Raw genomic sequence first — 13,984 nt, forward strand, 5'->3', positions numbered from 1 at the left:
GGCGTCACCATTGCCCGTACGGGATGTTGTTGAGGCCTTTGCCGCGGGCCTTGGAGTACACATCGAAGACGTCCTGGCCTTCCCGGGGGTTGTCCGCGCTGCTGTCGTAGGCGCGCAGGCCCCAGGCACCGCCGTCGTCGGCCTTGGCCGTCAGCAGCGGGTCGTGCGGGATGCGCCGCAGGAAGTAGAACTTGGCGCCCTTGGCGCTGCGCACATCGCGCACGCCCTCCACCAGCACCTGCAGGTTCGGCGGGTAGCCGCTGCCGTCCAGGCGCTTCTCGATGTAGCCGGCGTCGAAGGCGCGCTTGTAGGCGTCGATGGCGTCGCGGATCTGGTACAGCGCCTCGCGCAGTTGCTGCTCCTTGCCACGGCGCACCATGGTTTCGGCCAATGGCGCGGCCATGCTGGCGAGCAGCCCGAGCAGCGCCAAGGTCAGCACCACCTCGATCAGGCTGAAGCCCTGCTGGCGGCGTTTCATGGCCGTGGCACCACGTGGGTCGGGACCACGGCCATCTGGCCCTGGGCGGCGGGTTCGGCGTCCGTGTCGGTCGGCAGCGCCTCGCTCGGTACCGGCAGCGCCATCTGGCGCACCTGCAAGCTGGACTCGGTGCCAGTGCTGAACTCCATGTCCGACGGGCTCTGGTACGGCAGGTTGCGCACGATGCGCGGGGTGATCGCCAGCACCAGCTCGGACTTGCTCATGTCGTCCTTGTTGCTGCCGAACAGCCGGCCCAGGCCGGGGATGTCGCCAAGGCCCGGGATCTTGTTGCCGCTGGCGTTGTGGTCGTTGCGCACCAGGCCGGCCAGCACCTGGGTTTCGCCGTCGTGCAGGCGCAGGCTGGTCTGGGCGTTGCGGGTGTCGACCTGGACCGGGATGGTGCCCTGGCGGGTAGCCTCCAGCGGGGTAGCGTTGCTCACCTCCAGCGCCACCTTGATCGCCACCTCGTTGTTCAGGTGCACGGTGGGCTGCACTTCAAGCTTCAGGCCGACATCGAGGTAGGTAACGCTCTCGGTGATCACCGGCCCCTGGGTGGACGGCACCGAAGTGGCGCTGATGATCGGCACCCGCTGGCCGATGTGGATACGCGCCTGCTCGCGGTTGCTGACGCGGATCACCGGGCTGGCCAGGGTGTTGATGTCCTTGTCCTGGGCGTTGATCTTGGCCTGCGGAGCCGGCGAAATGCTGATGCGGCTGGAGTCGATGCCTTTGAGTTGGTCGAGCACACTCACCGGCTTGCCGTCGTTGCTCAGCACGCCGAAGGTATTGGGCCATTGCAGGCCGAGGTCGAGGATGCGCGAGGTGGCCACTTCCATCACCTCCACTTCCAGCACCACCTCGGGGTTGGACTGATCCTGCGACTGCAGCAGTTTTTCGGCCATGCGTATGGCATCCGAGGTGTCGCGCATGGTCAGGGTGTTGAGGCGCTCATCGACGAACACGTCGCGGGTCTTGAGCATGGTCTTGACCATGTTCAGCGCGGTGTTGGCGTCGATGCTGGTGAGGTAGAAGGTGCGCATCACCAGTTCCTGGTAGTCCTTGGTCTTCTGCGGCGAGTCGGGGTACAGCAGCAAGGTGTTGTCGTTGACGATCTTCTGGCGCAGCTGGTTCTGTTCCAGCAGCAGGGCCACGGCATCCTCGATGCGCACGTCGCGCACGAAGATGGTGGCCTTCATGCCTGGGGGCAGGTCCTTGTCGAAGATGAAGTTGATCCCGGCCACCTGGGCCAGCACCTCGAAGATGGTCTTCAGGTTGGCGTCGCGAAACTCCAGGGTGACCGGGCGCTCCAGCTTGCTGCGCAGCTGCGGGTAAGGCGTGGCGGTGCGCGCCTGGACGTTCTCGATGTCGCTGCGCAGGGTCATGCCCTTCTGGTTCTGCGGGTCCAGGCGCAGCACTTCACGCATGTAGCGCTCGGCGCCGAACAGGTCGCCCTGGCGCAGCGCGGCCTGGCCCAGGGCCACGCGCTCGTCGAGGGTGCGGATCAGCTCCAGCTGGCGGATGCCTTCCTGGGCGCGGCGGTTGTTCGGCTCGATGGTCAGCACCCGGCCATAGCCCATGCGGGCGCTGGCGAAGTCATGGCGGATGCGGTCGCTGTCGGCCTGGGTCAGCAGCGCCTCGACCGCCGCCTGGCGGCCATGGGCCAGGGCGATGTTCAGCTCGGTGTCGCGCGGGTCATCGCGCAGGGCCTCCTCCAGGCGGGCGATGCCGGCCTCGTACTGCCCCTCTTTCATCAGCTCGGCGCTGTCCTTGCGCACCCCACTGGAGCCACATCCAGCGATGGCCACGCACAGGGCCAGCAGCATGAACGGAGCAGGCTTGCACAACTTCGAAGGCTTCATGGTGCGCTCCCGACAGACAGGGTCTGTGGCTGGTGCAGTGGCAGGTAGACCAGGCTCAGCTCGGTGGCCGAGACCCGGTCGAGGCGGTAGGTGTCTTCGATCACGTCGCCCTGGCGCACGACGTAGAGCTTCTCGCCGTTCTGCAGGAACACCTGCAGGTCGTCGCGGTCACCCAGCCGGCCGACGAACTGGAACGGCAGCTCCGGGGCGGTGGGGGCGACTACCACGGGGGTGGCGACCACAGGTTGTTCGGTGACGGTGGCCAGGGTTTGCGGGGCGGTCCATTGCTGGCTGGGAAACAGGTCGCGCGAATGCTTGATGGCCTCATCGCGGGGCAAGCCCGCTCCCACGTCCACAACTGTGGGGGCTGCGTGGGAGCGGGCTTGCCACTCACACCGCCCGGTCGCGGTATCTAGCTTCTCCTTTCCCCCTCCCTCCCCCCCGCGATGGTTTGCACGGTTTCTTCCTGGCCGAACCAATGCCCCGGCGCCCACGCCAGCGCGCCGCTCAGCCCCAGAAACCCAGCCCACATCACCGCACGCTGAATGTTCATCACGACCTCGACAGGTAAAGGGTCATGCGGACCCGGCCGTTGAGCTCACGGTCGCCGATACGCTTGCGTTGCAGCTCCAGGTCTTCCAGCACCACGGTCGGCAGCTGGGCCAGCAGCGCTTTGAGAAAGCCACGGATCTGCGGGTAGCTGCCGCGCACCGGCAGGACGATCTGGTAGCGCGCCAGCTGGGTTTTCGGGTCCACACCCAGGGCGTACTCACCGCGTGCCAGGCTGATGCGCTCGGCGCTGGCCAGGTGGTACAGGCGCTCGATCAGCTCACTGGCCTGGGGTTGGCCGGGCAGTTGCTGACGCAGGTCGTCGAGCACCTGCTGTTCGGGCTTGGCCTGCACTTTCAGCTCGCCGCGCTCCAGGCGTTTGACCTGGACGCTGGCGTCGGCCTCGCTGGCGCGCAGTTCGCGCACCATTTGCCACTGCGGCAGCACAACCGCCAGGGCCACGGCCAATGCCAGCACGGCCACCAGCACCGCTGCCAGGCCAACCCGGCCCAGGCGCAGCGCCGCTTCATGAAGAATCAGGCTAGGGACGCGCATGGCCGGTCTCCCAGGTGGCAGTGAGGTTGAAACGCACCGGGTGCTCGGCCTGCCCCGCCACCACTTCGTGGTTGAGCAACGACACGTCACTCAGCTCGGCGCTGCGCTCCAGGCGCTGGTGGTACTGCAGCATGGCTTCGAGGTTGCGGGCCTCGGCGCTGATGCGCACCTGGCCCTTGCGGGCGTCGGGGGTGAGGCTGAGCAGCGCCACGTCTTCCTGGGGCATGGCCTCGAGCATGGCGAACAGCTGCTGCCAGGGCCGTTGCAGTTGCTGCGAAACGCTGCGCATCTGCGCCAGGCGCTCGGCCTGCTCGCGGATCACCGCGCTGCTCTGCGCTGCGGCAGTGGCCGGGCGGCGGCCGAGCTTGAGCTCCAGCTGGTGCACGCGGGCCTCCAGTTCGGCCTGTTCGCCCACCAGTTGCTGCTGGGCCAGTACCAGTACCGCCAGCACGGCGCCGGCCAGGGCCAGCAGCGACCAGGCCAGCGGGCCACTGTGGCGGGGTTGGAATTCCAGTTCTAGGCGGCGCATGTCAGGCCACCGCCCGCCACATGGCGCACAGCGGGTCGGCCTCGCCGGCCACCGTGCACAGCTGCACCGCGGCGAGGGTCGAGGCCACCTGGCGCCCCGGCGCATGCAGGTACACCTGGGGGGGCTGCGCACCGTACAGCTCGCAGGTGCGCTCGATCAGCGCCTGCAAGGCCTGGTCGGTGTCGGCGCAGCCTTGCGCCAGCACCTGTTGCCAGGCACCGTCGGCGGCCAGCAGCAGCACGCTGCGGCGCGGTTCGGCGAGGACGAACAGGAAGTCGCCCTGAGCCAACTGCGCCGAGCAGCGGTTGTAGGCGGCCATCAGGTACGGCTGCACCGAGCGCAGGCTCAGGCGGTAGTCCCGGCCGAGGTCCTGCAGGCCTTGCAGCAGCGCTTCGGGCAGTGCCGTGGCAATGCGCGCGGCACCGGCAGGCTCCGGCGACAGCACGATGCGCCAGTCATCCAGCACCTGGCCGTAGAGGTTCTCGAAGCACGCCCGGGCGTAGGCGTCCAGCTCGCGCGGGCTGCCGATGGCTGGGCTCCAGGGCACCAGGCAGAAGCGGCTGAAGCGGGCCGACAGCAACACCCGCAGCGGCGCACTGCGCACCTGGTGTTCGCCCAGCAGCTCGCCGAGGGCGTGCAGCGCGGCGGCCCAAGCCGGCTGCGCGGCGTCGCAGCTGAAGGCGCGGCTGCCCAGCCAAGGCTGTTGATTACCGTGCCAGCAACCCAGGCCGACACCTTCTGCGCCGAGCACGGCGCAATACCGATCAGCTGACGAATGTGACACGGTTGATCTCCTCGAGGGTGGTGCGGCCAGTGCGGACCAGGTCCAGGGCCGAAGCGCGCAACAGGCGCAGGCCGCGCTGGCAGGCCAGCTGCTTGATCTGCGAAAGCGGGCGGCGTTCGACGATCAGCTGACGCAGGTCGTCGTCCAGGTGCAGCAGTTCAGCGATGGCGCTGCGCCCGCGAAAGCCACTGCCGCGGCACTGGCCACAGCCCTGGGCGCGAACGAACTGCCAGCCGGCCACGCCTTCACGGCTCAGCCCGGAGGCGGCGAGCAACTCGTCGTCGGCCTCGCAGGGCACTGCGCAGTGGGTACAGGCCAGGCGCACCAGGCGCTGGGCCAGCACGGCGTTGAGCGCCGAGACGAAGCTGTAGGGGTCGACCTGCATCTGGCTGAAGCGGCCGATCACGTCGAACACGTTGTTGGCGTGGATGGTGGTGAACACCAGGTGGCCGGTGAGCGCCGACTGCACGGCGATCTGCGCGGTGTCCGGGTCGCGGATCTCGCCCACCAGGATCTTGTCCGGGTCGTGGCGCAGGATCGAGCGCAGGCCGCGGGCGAAGGTCAGGCCTTTCTTCTCGTTGACCGGGATCTGCAGCACCCCGGGCAGCTGGTACTCGACCGGGTCCTCGATGGTGATGATCTTGTCCACGCCATGGTTGATCTCGCTGAGCATGGCGTACAGCGTGGTGGTCTTGCCGCTGCCGGTGGGGCCGGTGACCAGGATCATCCCGTAGGGCTCGGCGGCCAGCCGGCGCAGGGCGCGCAGGGTGTGTTCCTCGAAGCCCAGGGCCTGCAGCTGCACGCCGCTGACCTTGTCGGACAGGTCCTGCTTGTCGAGCACCCGCAGCACCGCGTCCTCACCGAAGATGCTCGGCATGATCGACACCCGGAAGTCGATCTGCCGCTCGCCGATGGCCACTTTGAAGCGGCCGTCCTGGGGCACGCGCTTCTCGCCGATGTCCAGCTCGGCCATCACCTTGATGCGCGAGATCACCTGCTCGGCGAAGGCATTGCCACTGGCCTTGCCGGCGCCGTTGAGCACACCGTCGATGCGGTATTTGATGGTCAGGCCCTGGCCGGTCATGCCCAGGTGAATGTCGCTGGCATGCTGCTTGAGGGCATCGTAGAGGGTCGAGTTGACCAGCTTGACCACCCGGCTCTGGTCCTCGCTGATGCTGGTCAGCGACAGCCGTTGCAGGGTGTCGGCCTCGCCGCCGACCTCGACCTCGTGGTCGAGCGAGTCGACGGCGTGGAAGCTCTCTTCGTGGCGGGCGAGGAATGCGCCCAGGTCGGCGGCGTGCACCAGGTACAGCGGCGCGCCCTGCAGGCAGTCATCGATCCAGGCCAGGCGGGCACTGTCGAAGGGGTCGGCGAAGACACCGATCAACTCACCCTGGTGTTCGACCAGGGCGAATTCGCGTTTCAGGCACTGGGCCAGGCTGACCCGCTGGAAGGCCGGGGTGCAGGCGAACAGCGCCTGGGTGCCCAGCAGCGGGTAATGCAGGGTGGTGGCCAGGCGTTGGGTGAAGGTGGCGGGGGTATCGCCAGCCAGGCGTTCCAGGCAGGCCAGCAGGCGCTCTTCGCCGGACTGGGTGCGGGCCTGGGCCAACAGGTCGCGGGGGTAAGCCTGCGCAGTCTCCGTGGGAGCGGGCTTGCCCCGCGATTGCGCCAGCGAATCTGAATCGAATGCCTGGGACATGGCCTGCAACTCCGCTCAGGGGCGGCGCTGCAGGCGGGTGGGCCTTGGGCGCCGCTATTCCCCGGTCAGCAGTTGCTCGTCGTCAGATTCAGGGGGCCTGGCGCCATTACGTCGGCGGTCGGCCAGCACCCAGCTGCCATCGTACAACTGCAGGGGGAACGCATCGTTCCTGTTCTGGCGTCGTTCGACGAACCCCTCGGCTGGAGAATCCGTGGCCCTGCGCTGGCGCTCGATGCCCATCAGGTCGAAGATCGCGCGGGCCAGTTCCATCAGCGGGAACGGCTTGAACAGCACATGGCTCACTCCCAGTTCGGCGGCCCGCTCACGCACCTCGACGGTGGGGTGGGCGGTGATCAACACGAAGTGGCATTGCCTGTGGCTGCGCACGGTCTCCAGAACCTGAAACCCCTCCATGTCGGGCAAGCGGTAATCCAGCACAATCACATCCGGCGCCAGCTTCTCGGCCTGTTCGATACCACTGGTACCGTCGTGGGCGAGATGGACCTCCAGGCCTTGCGCCTGCAAATACGCCTGCAGGTTCTGCGCAAGGGTCTGTTCGTCATCGACTACCAATACTCTGTTCACCAAGGTCCACTCCCATGAACTGCCCGGTTTCCCGGTCTGCGAAGTGCGGCCTTGTAGAGGCTTGAGCAGGCTTCGTGCCAGGCATGAAGGGCTGTTGCGCGAATCTAATAAAGCATTGATTTTGTTGAATATCTTTTACTTTGTCCGGGCGTGCGTGCAGGCGCTTCCCCACAACCGGGGACGCTGATGGCACTTTGCCTTGCGGGGTTCCCCCACTAGTGGGGAATTGCCCGTCACGGCCTCAGTCGGGGCGCTCCACTGTAGCGGATTCGCGCAAACGTTGGCGCACCGATTGCCGCGCCTGGGCCTGCAATTGCGCGACGAGCGCGTCCCTGGCCAGGCGTTGGCCTTGTTCGGGTAAGACAGACGTATTATCACTTTGGTTCTGCATTCCTTGCAGCTTGTGCCGATTGGCCTGGTGGAAGGCCGCGACTTCGGCAGCTGTGGGTTCCTCGACCACGGTCAGCTGGGCGAATGCCAGCTGGGCGGCCAGTTCATGTCGAGTGTAGTCAGCGAAGCCAGGGCGATCGAAGCCGGCCTCCTGCAGGCGCCGTTCGAACAGCGCCGGGCTGCCGAACGCCGCCTCCAGCGCGGTAATGTGCGCGTCGACCTGCTGGTCGTCGATGACGATACCCAGGCGCCCCGCTTCCTGCCACAGCAGTTCTTTGTCGATCAGCTCGTCCAGCGCCTGCTCGCGCAGGCGCTGGTACAGGTTGGGGTTGCGGATGCTGGCCACCGCCCGGCCCTGGGCGATCAGGTACTCGCTGAAGTAACGCTCCAGGCGCAACACACCGATCTCCACGCCATTGACCCGCGCCGCCGGCGCATCGGCCTGGCTGGTCGAGGCCAGCAGCAACAGCAGCCACATCATCAGCACGCGCATGGCAACCTCCGCTCAAGGGGTGTCGGGGACGGCGCGGTACGCCGCCACTTCTTTGAAGCCTGGGCCCGGCAGACTTACCGCCACCACATGGGCACCGGTCAGGCCCTGGCGCCGCCCCGGGCCGAAACCCAATGCTGGGGTCAGGCCGGTGTTCACGTCATGCAGTTGCTCCAGGGCATTGACCAGTTGCTCGCGGCTGGCATCGCGGCCCACCTGCCTGAGCGCTTCGACCAGCAGCCGCCAGGCGCACAGCGTGTTGACCTGCAACGCGGCCTGGCGCGCATCCAGGCCCTGGCGTTGCTGCACACCCGCCAAGGCCGCGCGGCCCTCGGCGGTCCAGTCGCCGGGGACGAAGGGATAGGCCAGCAACAGCCGTTGCGACCATTGCGCCGGCAGGCCCGGCAGGCTGCCGGCCACCTGGGCCGAGGCGGCCAGCAGATAGGGTTGGCGGCCCTGGGCCTGCAGCACGGCGGCCAATTCGCTGAAACCTTGGGCACGGCCAAGGTAGAGGATGCCCTCGCCCGTCACCGCCTGGCCATCGAAGGCCTGTACCGGCGGTGGCTGCATGCCCAGCTGGCTCAGGCGTTGATGCAGGGCCGTGGCGGCAACGGCCTGATCGTCGCCGGCATACACCACCTGCAGCGCATCGGGCGCCAGGCCCAGAGCCTCGCGGGCATGCAACGCCACACTGAGCAACTGCTCGGGCAGGCCGGGCAACGGGTCGAATACCTGGGCGCTGCCGCCATCGCGTGGCGTGGCGCCGATCAGCGGCACGCCGGCCTGCGCCAGCGCGCGGCTGTCGAGCCAGGGCGCCAGCGGTGCGATCAGGGCGAACACCCGCTCTTGCACAAGCAGTGTGTCCAGCGCCCTGGCAGTGCCGGGGGCGTCAAAGCCGGGGTCGGCCGTTATCAATTGCAGGCGCCGGCCATGCAGGCCGCCCTGCTGGTTGAGCTGCGCGATGCCATCTTCGAGCACCGCCTGCACCACCCGCCCGGCCTCGGCCAGGGGCCCGCTCTGGGGCAGCAGGGTGCCCAGGCGCAGCACGCCCTCCTCCACGCCCGGGTCGCGTTCATCGGCCAGGCGCTTGAGGTACGCGGTGAGGTTGCGCTGGTCGGCCAGGCTCAGTTCGAAGCGCGGCATGGCCGGGTCCAGGCGATTGCCGGCCGGGTCGATGCCGGTACGGATCACCCGCGCCAGGCTGGCGTCGCTGTAGGCCGGGTAACGCCGGCTGTTGGTTTCGCGCTCGCCCTGCGCCAGGGCCAGGCGCTGCCAGTCCAGGCTGGGCGGGCGCACGCCGCCCTCGGCGCGGCCACGGCCATCGTTGCCGTGGCAACTGGCGCAGGGCAGCACGCTGGCCGGCACGCTGATGTCGCTGGCGCCGACCCGTGCCTGCAGCTGGGCGTCGCTGCTGGAGACGCCTTCGCGGTACAGGCGTTTGCCGGCTTGTTCGTGTTCGCTGAGGTCCAGGGCCAGGGCTGGGGTGCACAGGGCCAAGGCAAGCCACAGGCAGGCGCTCGCCAAACGTCCCCTATCGGGGGGGGGGGGGGGGGCCCCCCCCCCCCCCCCCCCCCCTTCTCTTGGCCCCCCTCCCCCCCCCCGCGATAGGAATGGCCCAGGCGCGCCTGCTTCCCATGGCGTTCACCGCCCCGCCAGCGGTTGGGCCAGCAGTTGCATGCGCTGGGCGATGGCGGCGGGCGGTGCGTCGGGGCGGATCTTGCTCCAGCGCTTGCCGGCCACGTCACCGGCAATCAACTGCGTGGAGTGCTGCTCGGGGCTGGGCAAAAACTGCCCCAGGCGCCCCAGCACCAGGTCGACGCTGGCCTTGTCACCGGTGAGAAACAGCCAGTTCGGCCCGTCCACCCCCTGCTTCTCGGCAAAGGCCTTGAGCACTTGCGGGGTGTCGTTGAGCGGGTCGCTGCTGACCGAAACGAAGGTCACCTGCCCCGCCAACTCGGGCCCCATGGCTTCGCGCACTTCGCGTAGCTTGCGGGTGATCAGCGGGCAGGCGTCGTTGCAGTGGGTGAAGATCACGTTGAGCATCACCACCTTGTCCTTCAATACATCGCTGTAGAAACGCAGCTCGCGGCCGTTCTGGTCCTTGAGCACGGTGTCGGTGAACCAGGCCTGCGCATCACGGGTGCCGCCACCGCTCGTCATGGCCTGCGGTGCCGGCTGCGGCTGCGGCGCCGGCGCATGGCCCTCGTGGGCGAACGCCACCGAGGCGAGGATCCACAGGCAGGCCCCCAGCACCACCCAGTCGAAGCCGCGCATGCTGGCGCGGCGTGTGCTCAGGCTGCTCATGGCTGCACCTCTTTGCCGGCGATTGCCGTGCTCTTGGCATGTACCCGCCGCGCGCTCAGGCGGTTGACTTCGGTGATCAGCACGTTGGGGTCGGTGAAGCCATAGAAGCGCGTCCAGTGCCCGCTTCGCCCGTCACCCACCAGGATCAGTGGCGGGTGCTCGCTGAGGTTGGCGCTGAAACTGCCCAGCCCCTTGAGCGTCTCGGTGATGGCGTAGGGTGACCCGGTCAGCCAGCTCCAGCCCGGGCCGCGCTGGAACGCCTTGGCGTAGTCGGCCAGGCGTTTGGCGTCGTCGCGCTGGGGGTCGACGCTGATCGACACCAGGCGGATCTCCTCGCCCACCCGCCCGCCCAACTGCTGCTGGACCTTGCCCATGATCGACGAGACCACCGGGCACACCGTGGTGCAGCTGGTGTAGATGAAGCCCATCACCACCAGGTGGTCGCCCACCAGGTCCTGTTCCAGGCGCACCGGCATGCCGTTCTGGTCCAGCAGCGCGACATCGGCAAAGCGCACGCTGGCTTTTTCCTGGTGGGCGGCGGGCGGTGCCTGGGGCGCGCCGCTGTGATCATGGCCGGCGTGGGCCAGGGCCAGGTTGCTGGTCAGCAGCAGGCTCAGGGCAAACAGTTTTCCGGCATCGACAGGGTTCATCGCAGACTCCTGGGTTCCCCTTGGGAAGCGGTAGGCGCCGTGGCGGCCGGCAGCACGCGCAGGCTGGTGTAGTTGTCTTCGGCAAACTTGCGCCCCAGGCTGGGCGACTGCACATGCAGGTACCAGGCGCCGGCTTCGGCCAGCTCCAGCGAGGCCTGGTAGACGCCCTCGCCCACCTCGGTCAGCGGCAGGCTGCGCGGCAGCGACGACGGCGCTAGGAAGTAGCGCAGGCTCAGGTCGTGCAGGCCCGGGCGTGGCTTGCCGTCCTCGCCGAGGATGCGCACCTGGGCCACGAACGGGCTGTTCTGCAGCAACGGCCGTTCGGTGCCGAGGAACTCGGCATGCACCACCTTGCGCAAGCCGGCGTCCGGCAAGGCCGCCACGTCGGTGCTGAAGCAGTGGATGATCTGCGGCTGGTTGAGCAGGAAGGCCACATCGAAGGTGCCGGCCGCCGGCAGCTTGACCGTGGAGCCATACACCCCCGGCGCCACCTCGCGCAGGCTGCGGTCGATGACGATGGCCGCGCGGGCCTGGTGGCCGCGGTTGTTGTAGCCCGACATCGGCGCGTTCATGCCTTCGGCGTAGAAGTAGGTGGTGTTGTCCACCGGGTTGACCACGAATACCGAATTGTCGTCGCGCGACACGCTCACCCCCTGGGCCAGCGGCAGGTCGCCAGCTTGGCGCGGCGCCGCGGGGCCGGCCTCGAAGCCCTGGACGATCGGCGTGCGGCCCTGGCCGAGGCTGGCCAGGTTGATCATGCTGACTTTCGGCGAGGCCAGGCCGCGCACGTAGGCATAGCCCTTGGTGAAGGTCAGCTGGTAGGGCTCGGCGGCCACCGGGATGCGGTGGATCAGCTGGTCGTTGCTGGCGTCTATCACCAGCGCCTGGTTCTCCAGGGTGTTGAGCACCACGCCAAAACGCCCGTCGCTGCTGAAACGCATCGGCCCCAACCCCGGTTCGGCCTGGACCGTGTGGCGCACATGGTGGCTGCGGGCGTCGATCACCCGCACCGTGCCCTCCTGGCCATCGACCACGTACACCGCCTGGGACAGCGCCGAGTAGGCCACCGACAGCGGGTGCGGGCCCACCTTGAGGGTTTGCACCAGGCGCATGGCGGCGGTGTCGATCACGCTCAAGGTGCCGCCGTCGCGGTTGCTGACGAAGGCGTAGCGCGAGTCGGCGCTGAAGGCGATCTCGTGGTGGCCGGAGCCGGTGATGAAGGTCTTGAGCATGGTGCGGCTGGGCACGTCTATCACTGTCACCCCGCCCTTGCCCGGGTCGCTGCTGTTGTTGCCCACCCACAGCAGGCGCTGGTCTGGCTGCAGGGCCACGCGCAGGGGCTGTTCGCCGGCATCGAGGGTGGCCACGCGGCGGAAGGTTTCGGTGTCGATCAAGGCCACCTGGTTGCGTTCGGGCATGGACACGAACACCTGGCGATCGTCGCGGGTGGCGACCCAGTCCATGGGCCGGCCCGGCAGGTCGATGCGCGCCAGGGTGCTGGTCACGCCACCCACCGACACGGTCGGGTCGATCACGGTGAGGCTGGCGTCCTTGTTAAGCACCAGCAGGAAGTAGCTGTTCAGGTCCAGCAATGGCCGGGCGCCGATGCTGCTTTTGAGGAACAGCGCCACCCGCGCCTTGCAACTGCTGTCACGGTCACCCACTGGCGCCGACTGCGCCGGGTCCAGCCAGGCCCCCGGGGCCATCCCCGACAGCGGTTGGCCGCTGGCCTGGTCGCTGACCTTGAAGCGGATACTGGCGAAGTCGCCTTCGCGCAACTGGGCGCCGGCCAATGGCCGCGCCTCGAACTCCACCGTCACCCCGTCGCGGCTGAGGCGGTGCAGGGCTTGCGGATCGGCGGGCTCCTGCAGCAGCTCGCGCGGGTCGCACCAGAGTTTTTCGTAGGCGACGCCCAGGCCGATCAGCGCCCAGCCCAGCACAAGCCCCATGTAGGCGGGGCGCAGTTTGCGGTTCATGGGCAGGTACCCTTGTCGACCAAGAGGCAGGCGTGCACGCACGGGGCTATGACAGAAAGCGGGATAACCATGCTGCACCTCCAGGAAAGACAAGGGTCTGCGGAGGCTGTAGCAAGCGCTATGCCAGGAATAATGTTGTTATTTATCAGTTAGTTGGGATGACAACCCGAGAGGATTGGGGAGGTTCCCCCAAGGCGATTCCCCGAAGCCGGGGCCGGGTGCCGGCCCCTCATCGATCTTGTGACATGCACCAAGGCAGGCGCCGGCTCTCTCAAAGGATTGCCGCAGCCGAAACAGATGTAGGAGCGGGCTTGCCCCGCGATGCGCCGCGCGGGCGGCGCTCGATCTCGTAGGCGCTGCAAAAACACCGGCAGGCACCTGGTGGCCCTCACCCATTTCTCCGCCATGCCCCCCAGCCCCCCCCAACCAGAAAGGCCGCCGCGATCCCCTGCGGCGACCCTCCAACACCTCTCCCCTACTGCGCCAGTGCCGTTGCCGGCAGCGACACAACCGTCAGTACTGGGTTTGCGGGTGCACCGTCAGCTGGATCTGGGCCAGTGCGGATTCCAGCTGGGTACGCACGGTTTCGACTTCGTGCAGTACCAGCATCGAACCTGGGGATTTGAAGATCAGCGGGATGGCGTGTTGGACGACGGCCAGGGCGCAGAGCACGTGGCCGCTAAATCTGATTAAACAGGGTCTGTGGTTTGCCCTGGAGGCGACTGTCTTGGGATTGCATGTGGGCTACCGGGTTTAGGGCGACAGCCTTGCAGCGCCTATGAGATCGAGCGCCGCCCGCGCGGCGCTTCGCGGGTAAACCCGCTCCCACAGTTTATTTCGGGCCAGTCTTTCCTGTGCCATCACCTGGTCAGCCTTGTTGGTACGACGCGGTTTCATCATGGGCGTTGCCGCCGGCCCGCATGACTCAGGGCATGTACCAAGGCGGGGCTTCGGCTTTAAGAGTGTTTGTTTTGATAGATGTATGCGCATTCGGCGGCGATGGTGACGCTTAGTCACCTTTCCGCCCTTACGGCGGCCTACTTTGGTCTTGGCCAAAGTAGGCAAAGCCGCCTGCTCCCATCATACGGCCCCTGCGCTGCGCTCCGGGGTCCCCTCGCTCCGGTGCCTTCCGGGCC

At 67.7% G+C, this 13,984-nt stretch carries 13 protein-coding genes and 1 pseudogene; all 14 read right to left on the reverse strand.

Annotated features, from left to right (window positions below):
* Positions 1-4: 4 nt before the first annotated feature.
* The 14 genes and pseudogenes from ACO6VM_RS03880 to ACO6VM_RS03945 all read right to left on the reverse strand — a co-directional run bounded on the left by ACO6VM_RS03880 (position 5) and on the right by ACO6VM_RS03945 (position 13,520).
* Positions 5-478 (reverse strand): type II secretion system protein, encoded by a 474-nt coding sequence (locus ACO6VM_RS03880; RefSeq protein ID WP_401060830.1) that lies wholly within the window; start codon positions 476-478, stop codon positions 5-7.
* Positions 475-2,337 carry a secretin N-terminal domain-containing protein gene (locus ACO6VM_RS03885; RefSeq protein WP_401060828.1) on the reverse strand — a complete coding sequence of 621 codons (1,863 nt, stop codon included), beginning with the start codon at positions 2,335-2,337 and terminating at the stop codon, positions 475-477. The genes ACO6VM_RS03880 and ACO6VM_RS03885 overlap by 4 nt, the downstream gene beginning before the upstream one ends.
* Positions 2,334-2,890 (reverse strand): annotated as a pseudogene (locus ACO6VM_RS03890) (hypothetical protein). Before ACO6VM_RS03890 ends, ACO6VM_RS03885 begins: the two are co-directional and overlap by 4 nt.
* Positions 2,890-3,441, reverse strand: coding sequence for a type 4a pilus biogenesis protein PilO (gene pilO / locus ACO6VM_RS03895; RefSeq protein WP_401060825.1), 552 nt, complete (start codon positions 3,439-3,441; stop codon positions 2,890-2,892). The pseudogene ACO6VM_RS03890 and the gene pilO overlap by 1 nt, the downstream one beginning before the upstream one ends.
* Entirely contained in the window at positions 3,428-3,970 is a 543-nt protein-coding gene (locus tag ACO6VM_RS03900) for a PilN domain-containing protein (protein WP_401060823.1), read from the reverse strand. Before ACO6VM_RS03900 ends, pilO begins: the two co-directional genes overlap by 14 nt.
* 1 nt (position 3,971) lies before the next feature.
* Positions 3,972-4,754: a hypothetical protein gene (locus tag ACO6VM_RS03905; RefSeq protein ID WP_401060822.1), complete on the reverse strand. Its 783-nt coding sequence runs from the start codon at positions 4,752-4,754 to the stop codon at positions 3,972-3,974.
* Entirely contained in the window at positions 4,735-6,453 is a 1,719-nt protein-coding gene (locus ACO6VM_RS03910) for a GspE/PulE family protein (RefSeq protein WP_401060820.1), read from the reverse strand. The genes ACO6VM_RS03905 and ACO6VM_RS03910 overlap by 20 nt, the downstream gene beginning before the upstream one ends.
* A gap of 54 nt (positions 6,454-6,507) precedes the next feature.
* The gene (locus tag ACO6VM_RS03915) at positions 6,508-7,041 is read right to left on the reverse strand and encodes a response regulator (RefSeq protein WP_167409872.1); all 534 of its coding nucleotides are present in this window, start codon (positions 7,039-7,041) and stop codon (positions 6,508-6,510) included.
* A 238-nt stretch (positions 7,042-7,279) separates the two neighbouring features.
* Positions 7,280-7,921 (reverse strand): SurA N-terminal domain-containing protein, encoded by a 642-nt coding sequence (locus ACO6VM_RS03920; RefSeq protein WP_401060817.1) that lies wholly within the window; start codon positions 7,919-7,921, stop codon positions 7,280-7,282.
* 12 nt (positions 7,922-7,933) lie between these two features.
* On the reverse strand, positions 7,934-9,415 hold the full coding sequence (locus ACO6VM_RS03925) for an ABC transporter substrate-binding protein (RefSeq protein WP_401060816.1): 1,482 nt from the start codon (positions 9,413-9,415) through the stop codon (positions 7,934-7,936).
* 144 nt (positions 9,416-9,559) lie between these two features.
* On the reverse strand, positions 9,560-10,222 hold the full coding sequence (locus tag ACO6VM_RS03930; RefSeq protein ID WP_401060814.1) for an SCO family protein: 663 nt from the start codon (positions 10,220-10,222) through the stop codon (positions 9,560-9,562).
* Positions 10,219-10,872 (reverse strand): SCO family protein, encoded by a 654-nt coding sequence (locus ACO6VM_RS03935; protein ID WP_401060812.1) that lies wholly within the window; start codon positions 10,870-10,872, stop codon positions 10,219-10,221. The genes ACO6VM_RS03930 and ACO6VM_RS03935 overlap by 4 nt, the downstream gene beginning before the upstream one ends.
* Positions 10,869-12,848, reverse strand: a complete 1,980-nt coding sequence (locus tag ACO6VM_RS03940) for a cytochrome D1 domain-containing protein (protein WP_401060810.1) — start codon at positions 12,846-12,848, stop codon at positions 10,869-10,871. The genes ACO6VM_RS03935 and ACO6VM_RS03940 overlap by 4 nt, the downstream gene beginning before the upstream one ends.
* Positions 12,849-13,361: 513 nt before the next feature.
* The gene (locus ACO6VM_RS03945) at positions 13,362-13,520 is read right to left on the reverse strand and encodes a hypothetical protein (RefSeq protein WP_401060808.1); all 159 of its coding nucleotides are present in this window, start codon (positions 13,518-13,520) and stop codon (positions 13,362-13,364) included.
* Positions 13,521-13,984 lie beyond the last annotated feature (464 nt).

This window comes from Pseudomonas sp. GZD-209, assembly GCF_049310485.1.
In the GTDB taxonomy this organism is placed as follows: Bacteria; Pseudomonadota; Gammaproteobacteria; order Pseudomonadales; family Pseudomonadaceae; genus Aquipseudomonas; species Aquipseudomonas sichuanensis.